At 75.6% G+C, this 5,717-nt stretch carries 6 protein-coding genes and 2 pseudogenes; 3 read left to right on the top strand and 5 right to left on the bottom strand.

Annotated elements, in window-relative coordinates; all coding sequences use genetic code 11:
• The coding region (locus E1300_RS47015) for a DUF305 domain-containing protein (protein WP_131763751.1) at nt 1–428 on the top strand (428 nt) is incomplete at its 5' end.
• A gap of 309 nt (nt 429–737) precedes the next feature.
• Here E1300_RS47015 and E1300_RS47010 read toward each other — a convergent pair.
• A complete protein-coding gene (locus E1300_RS47010; protein WP_131763750.1) occupies nt 738–1,325 on the bottom strand; it encodes a TetR/AcrR family transcriptional regulator in 588 nt (195 codons plus the stop codon).
• A gap of 73 nt (nt 1,326–1,398) precedes the next feature.
• Here E1300_RS47010 and E1300_RS47005 point away from each other — a divergent pair, with 73 nt between their 5' ends.
• The gene (locus E1300_RS47005) at nt 1,399–2,226 is read left to right on the top strand and encodes a class I SAM-dependent methyltransferase (protein WP_165503317.1); all 828 of its coding nucleotides are present in this window, start codon (nt 1,399–1,401) and stop codon (nt 2,224–2,226) included.
• Here the strand turns inward: E1300_RS47005 and E1300_RS47000 are convergent.
• The 3 genes from E1300_RS47000 to E1300_RS46990 all read right to left on the bottom strand — a co-directional run bounded on the left by E1300_RS47000 (nt 2,213) and on the right by E1300_RS46990 (nt 4,652).
• On the bottom strand, nt 2,213–2,671 hold the full coding sequence (locus E1300_RS47000; protein WP_131763749.1) for a hypothetical protein: 459 nt from the start codon (nt 2,669–2,671) through the stop codon (nt 2,213–2,215). The genes E1300_RS47005 and E1300_RS47000 overlap by 14 nt on opposite strands.
• A 5-nt stretch (nt 2,672–2,676) precedes the next feature.
• Complete coding sequence (locus tag E1300_RS46995) at nt 2,677–3,261, bottom strand: RNA polymerase sigma factor (protein ID WP_207400403.1); 585 nt, start codon at nt 3,259–3,261, stop codon at nt 2,677–2,679.
• 77 nt (nt 3,262–3,338) lie between these two features.
• Complete coding sequence (locus E1300_RS46990) at nt 3,339–4,652, bottom strand: S8 family peptidase (protein WP_165503316.1); 1,314 nt, start codon at nt 4,650–4,652, stop codon at nt 3,339–3,341.
• Nucleotides 4,653–4,980: 328 nt separating this feature from the next.
• On the opposite strand from E1300_RS46990, the pseudogene E1300_RS54130 reads away from it, so the two are divergent.
• A pseudogene (locus tag E1300_RS54130) lies at nt 4,981–5,184 on the top strand (hypothetical protein); the annotation flags it as partial.
• A 480-nt stretch (nt 5,185–5,664) separates the two neighbouring features.
• Here E1300_RS54130 and E1300_RS54125 read toward each other — a convergent pair.
• Nucleotides 5,665–5,709, bottom strand: a pseudogene (locus E1300_RS54125) (hypothetical protein); the annotation flags it as partial.
• Nucleotides 5,710–5,717 lie beyond the last annotated feature (8 nt).

Here is a 5,717-nt window from a genome sequence, read left to right as displayed (position 1 = left end):
AGGGCGTGCGGCTGGCGCGGCTGGCCCGGCGGCACCCCGTCCGGCCCGAGGTGGCCACGCTGGCGGCGGCGATCGAGTCCACGCAGCTCAGCGAGATCGGGCGGATGGCGGCCCGGCTGCGCGGCTGGCACCGGCCGCCCACCGCCGACCCGCACGGGCACGCCGCGCACGGCGGCATGCCCGAGACCACCGACGCCGAGCTGGAGGCGCTGGAGCGGACGCCGCCCGCCGGGTTCGAGCGCGCGTTCCTGAACCTCCTCATCGCCCACCAGGACGACGCCGTCCAGATGGCCCGGATGGAGACGGGCGGCGGCGAGGACGCGTGGACCCGGCGTCTCGCCGACGCCGTCGAGCGCTCGCGGTCGGCGCAGATCACCAGGATGCTCGCGATCCTCGGCCAGGACTCCCCCGGCGCCCCGAGGACGTGAGCGCGAGTGGGAAGCGCGGCCCCGGGCGGTGTGCACACCCGGGGCCGCGCGGCTCGTGGCAGGACCCGGCCGCGGCGTCAGCCGGCGCTGAGGCCCGACCCGATGGCCTGGCCCGGAGTACCCGCGTGGACACGGATCTCCCTGGATCGATGGGCCGGTGGCCACAAGCATCGGTCCGCGCCGGTCATCGGGTCATCGTGATCCGTGCTAGATCGGCGTCCCGTTCGCCGGTGGGATCTCGCGGCATCTCACGAAGGCGCCGCCCCGCCAAGGCACCGCCCCGCCAAGGTGCGACGGTCCGTGCGGGGCTCAGCGCAGGGTGGCGGCGGTGGCCGTGGCCACGACCCGGCGGACGTCCTCGTCGTCCGGGGGGACGCCCTTCCGGTCGGCGAACAGCAGGTGCCCGGCGCCGATCAGCGCGGCGGCGAGCGCGTCCACGTCGGTGCCCGCCGCGACGCGGCCCAGCTCCCGCTCCGCCGCGAGGTAGGAGGCGATCATCGCCACCGCCTCGGTGAGGACGGGGACGCCGGTCGGCCAGGTCTCGCGCAGCCGGGCGCGGAGGGCGTCGCGGGAGGTGATGAGGCCGACGATCGCCACGGCCACCGCGCCGAACAGCTCGGCCAGCGCGCCGGCGAGGTTGCCGACGACGTCGCCGGTCCCGGCGGCGTCGCGCAGGGCGGCGGCCTGGGCGCCGACGCGGGCGGCGCGGTCGGCCACGAGCTCGGCGAGGAAGGCGTCGAAGTCGGTGAAGTGCCGGTGCAGGACGCCCTTGGCGCAGCCCGCCTCGTCCGTCACCGCCCGGCTGGTCAGCGCGCTCGGCCCGTCCCGGAGCAGGACGCGCTCGGCGGCGTCGAACAGCTGCTCGCGCACGTCGCGGATGGCGACCCCGGTCGGCATCGGACTCCTCCCCTTCCCCTCCGGAGTGCCCGCCCGGTTGACGAGTGGGCACCTGCCCACTCATAGTGGGCGCATGCCCACTCTACCTTCGGGATCGGGGCCCGTCCCCGTCCGCGACTCCCATCGGGCCAGGGAGATGGCCGAGTCGTTCGGCGTGGACGCCGAGCGCTACGACCGCACCCGGCCCCGCTACCCCGAGGCCCTCGTCCGCCGGATCGTCGACGCGAGCCCCGGCACCGCCGTCCTGGACGCCGGCTGCGGCACCGGCATCGCGTCCCGGCAGTTCCAGGCGGCCGGCTGCACCGTGCTCGGCGTCGACGTCGACGAGCGGATGGCCGCCTACGCCCAGCGGCGCGGGCTGGAGGTCGAGGTCGCCGCCTTCGAGTCCTGGGATCCGGCGGGCCGGACGTTCGACGCGGTCGTCTCCGGCCAGACCTGGCACTGGATCGACCCGGTCGCCGGCCCGGCGAAGGCGGCCGAGGCGCTGCGGCCCGGCGGCCGGCTGGCCGTCTTCTGGAACGCGGGCGTCGTGCCGCCCGAGGTGGCCGGGGCGTTCGCCGAGGTCTACGAGCGGCTGATGCCGGGCTCGCTCGCCGCGCGCGCGTGGTCGTCCGCCCTGGCGGGGATGTCCGCGATGGCCGAGAAGACGATCGGGGGGATCCGGGACGCGGGCGGGTTCGCCGAGCCGGAGCAGTGGTCGTTCCGCTGGGAGCGGACCTACACCCGGGACGAGTGGCTCGACCAGCTCCCCACGACCGGCACCCACACCAGCCTCCCCCGGGCTCAGCTCGACGAGGTGCTGGCGAACATCGGGGAGGCCGTCGACGCGTTCGGCGGGAGCTTCACGATGGACTACACCGCGCAGGTGGTCACCGCGGTCCGCACGGTCACGGCAGCCTGATCCACGTGGTGAGGATGCTCGCGGTGCCGGAGCGGTAGTGCAGCCGGAAGGCCGCCGCGGGGACGGGGCGGATGACGAAGACGCCGATCTCGTCCACCGGGCGCGTCGCGACGCACGCCGCGGCGACGTAGACGTCGATCTCGCCCGGGCTCGGCGGCACGACCTGGCCGAGCAGCGCGTCGCCGTCGACCTCCACCTCCAGCGTCAGGTCGCTGGACGCCCAGGTCAGGTTGCGGAGCGGGGCGGGCTCGGCGCGGGTCGGCGCCCGCGGCGAGCAGGCGCCGGAGGAGTCGAAGGTGAGCTCGGCCAGCTCGGCGTCGATGCTGCGCCAGGTGAACGCCGCCTTGCCCGCCTCGACGAAGGCCGGGGGCACCCGCTCGGCCTCGTGCACGGCCTCCCGCAGCGCCGCGAGCAACTGGTCGTCGTCGTCCCAGATGACGGACATGCCGCTCACCCTCCCCTACTGTCGGCATCGGCCAGGACCGCGAAGGCCGGGCAGTCGCGCAGGCGCTGGAGGCACCGCGCGCGGGTGGGCCCGATACTCCCGATCGACGTGTCCAGGCGGGCGCTTATCTCGGCGTAGGACAAGGGGGGGTCCTGCATGAGAAGCGCGAGCAGGCGCCGGCAGTGCTCCGGGAGCTGGCCGAACGCCGTGCGGAGGAGCATGTTGCGCTCCGCCGCCAGCACCTCGTGCTCGACCAGCGCGTCCTGCTCGCCCGGTGTCATGTACGTGTCCAAGGGCTGCTCGATCCGCTCCTTCCGCTGTTGTGCCCGCACGACGCGCAGGCATTCGCGGCGCGTGGTCGTGGCGAGCCAGCCCGGCAGCGCCGCCGGGTCCCGCAGCCGCGGCAGGTGCTCGACGAGCCGCAGCCAGACCGACTGGCCGACGTCGTCGGCGTCGGCGGCGCCGAGCCGGAACCGGCGACACACCGACCACACCAGCGGCGCGTACCGGTCGACCAGATCGTTCCAGGCGTCCTGGTCACCCGCACCGGCCCGGTTGACCAGTGCGACCACGGTGGGATCGTCTCGCACGAGACGCCTCCTGGTGTCGGGTACGGCGGTCGTCGCGGGGGTCGTCGCGGGGTTCGCGGGGGTCGTCGTGCCAAGGCTCAGGGCACCCTGATGTCGGCGGTGACCCGCTCGTAGGCCGGGCTCCTGCGCGCGGGCGGGTCCAGCAGTGCCGCGGCCGCCTCGCGGGCGGTGACGCCGTCGTCCGAGGCGATCGCGGCGATCGCCCCGGCGACCTTGGCCGTGGCGATCGAGCAGCCGTTCCACCGCGCGTAGGGGACGTCGAAGGTCCACCCGCCATGGTCCTCCTCCTGCCCCTCCTGGTTGAGCCGGACGAACCGGACCCGTCCCTCCAGGAAGGCGCTCGGGACCTGGACGCCGAGCGCGCGCAGCGAGATCCACGGCAGGTCCGGGCTGAACGGCGCGTTCTTCCCGTCCTGGTCGTCGGCGCCGACGCCGATGACCTCGTGGCACGCGGCGGGCCAGCCCGGCGTGTACGGCTCCAGCGCCTCCCGGGCCGGCGCGTCCGGACGGCCGGCGGCGGACGGGCCGGGACGGTTCTCGTCCGCGGCGACCATGACGACCTCCGGGTCCAGGTACTCGACGGCCCGGCCGAGGATCAGCGGCCGCTCGCCGTCCGGGGTGGTGGCGGCGAAGGACATGCTGAGGACGTCCACGGCGCCGCGGAACGCGACCATCTTCTTGGCCACCTCCCACGACGACGCGGTGCCCAGGCGGTCGAGCACCGACCGGACGACGACCTCGGCGTCCGGGGCCTTCTGCAAGGCGACGCCGACCATGAACGTCGCATGCCCCTGCGCCGCCGTCCAGTCCGGTGGGCGCGCGGGCAGGGCGGCGTCGGACTCGACGAGGTACCGGCCGCGCAGGGCCGGGTGGTCGTACATGCCGCTGTCGAGCACACCGAGCCTGATCGGGCGGGCCCGCGGGCTGCGCGGCGGCAGGACGGCCTCCTCCGGCGTCGCCTGCACCGGGTCGCCGTCGCCGCCGATGTGGGGGGAGCCGTGCACGTCGTGGACGAGGCGGACCTTGCCGATCGCCGGACCCGGCCAGCCCTGGTAGCGCTGCCGGGCGCGGTCGCGCAGCTCGGCCAGCACCACGTCCAGGTCGGGCGGGTCCTCCCCGCCGGTGCCGGGGTCGGCGCCGGGGTGGGTCCTGTGGCGCAGCGCCCGCGCGCGGGCGACCATCGCGGGCCGGTCGGCGGCCCGGTCGGTGATGAGCGCGGCGCCCGGCTGCTCGGGTTCGAGCAGCGCCAGGCGGAGCGCCTCGTTGCGGTCCGCGACGCGCCACCGCGTCCCGAACGTCTCCAGCTCGTCGAGGAAGTACGGGACGTAGTGGAGCTCCACGGCGAGCTGGTCACCGCGGTAGGACTCCCGCCCGGTGATGATGTCGGCCACGCCTTCGCCTCCTCGATCCGTGCCTGCCTTCTCTTCGCCTTCTCTTCCTCGGAGACGACCGTCACCGGTCTGATACATCGACATCCGAATTTCTTCGGCGAACACTGTCGGGGTGGACGAGAGCGCCCCCGGCGGACGGGACCCGGGCTCCCCGGCCCGTGAAGCGCTCCGCCTCGCCGAGGCCGATCCGCGGCGGGCGGTCCGGTACGCGACCGCGCTCGCGCGGACGGCCCGCGCGGACGGCGACCCCGCGCTCGGATCGGCCGCCGAGCGGGCCCTCGGCGACGCGAAGCTGTACCTGGAGGACCTCGACACCGCGGTCGCGCACATGCGGGCCGCGCTGCGCCTGGCCCTGCGGGCGGGCTCGCCGGACCTGGCCGCCGAGGCGCGGATCCGGCTCGCGTTCACGCTGAACGTCCGCGGACGGCCCCGGCAGGCGCTGCGCGAGATCCGCATCGCGATGCGGGACGCGTCCGGGGTGACACGCGCGCGGGCCCTCGCCCAGCGCGGCGCCATCCTCAGCCACCTCGGCCGGCACGAGGAGGCGAGCGCCGCCTACCGGACGGCGATCCCGGCGCTGCGGCGCGCGGGCGACGAGCTGTGGCTGCACCGGATGCTGTCCAACCGGGCCGTGCTGCGCGGCTGGCGACGCGAGTTCGGCGCCGCGGAGGCCGACCTCGCCGAGGCGGAGGCGCTGTGCCGCCGCCACGACCTCGGCCTGTCGCTCGGCTTCGTCCACCAGAACATGGGCTGGATCTCCACGATGCGCGGGGACGTCCCGGAGGCGCTGCGGTACCTGCGGCTCGCCGAGCGCCGGTTCCGCGACCTCGGCTCGCAGGTCGGCGAGGTGCTGCTGGACCGCGCCCGGCTGCTGCTGTCGGTCAACGTCCCCGCCGAGGCGCGGCAGGCCGCCGAGCAGGCGGTCGGCCACTTCGCGCGGGAGCGGCGGCACATCGGGCTGCCCGAGGCGCGGCTCGTGGGCCAGCAACCCGAACCCTTCCGGCTCGTCGGGCTGGAAGCGGCCGTCGCGGAAGTGGACGTCGGCGCCGAGCGTCACCGCGTCGG

Origin of the sequence: Actinomadura fibrosa (genome assembly GCF_900659615.1) — a bacterium.
GTDB lineage: Bacteria > Actinomycetota > Actinomycetes > Streptosporangiales > Streptosporangiaceae > Spirillospora > Spirillospora fibrosa.
This window is presented reverse-complemented; position numbering and strand designations above follow the sequence as displayed.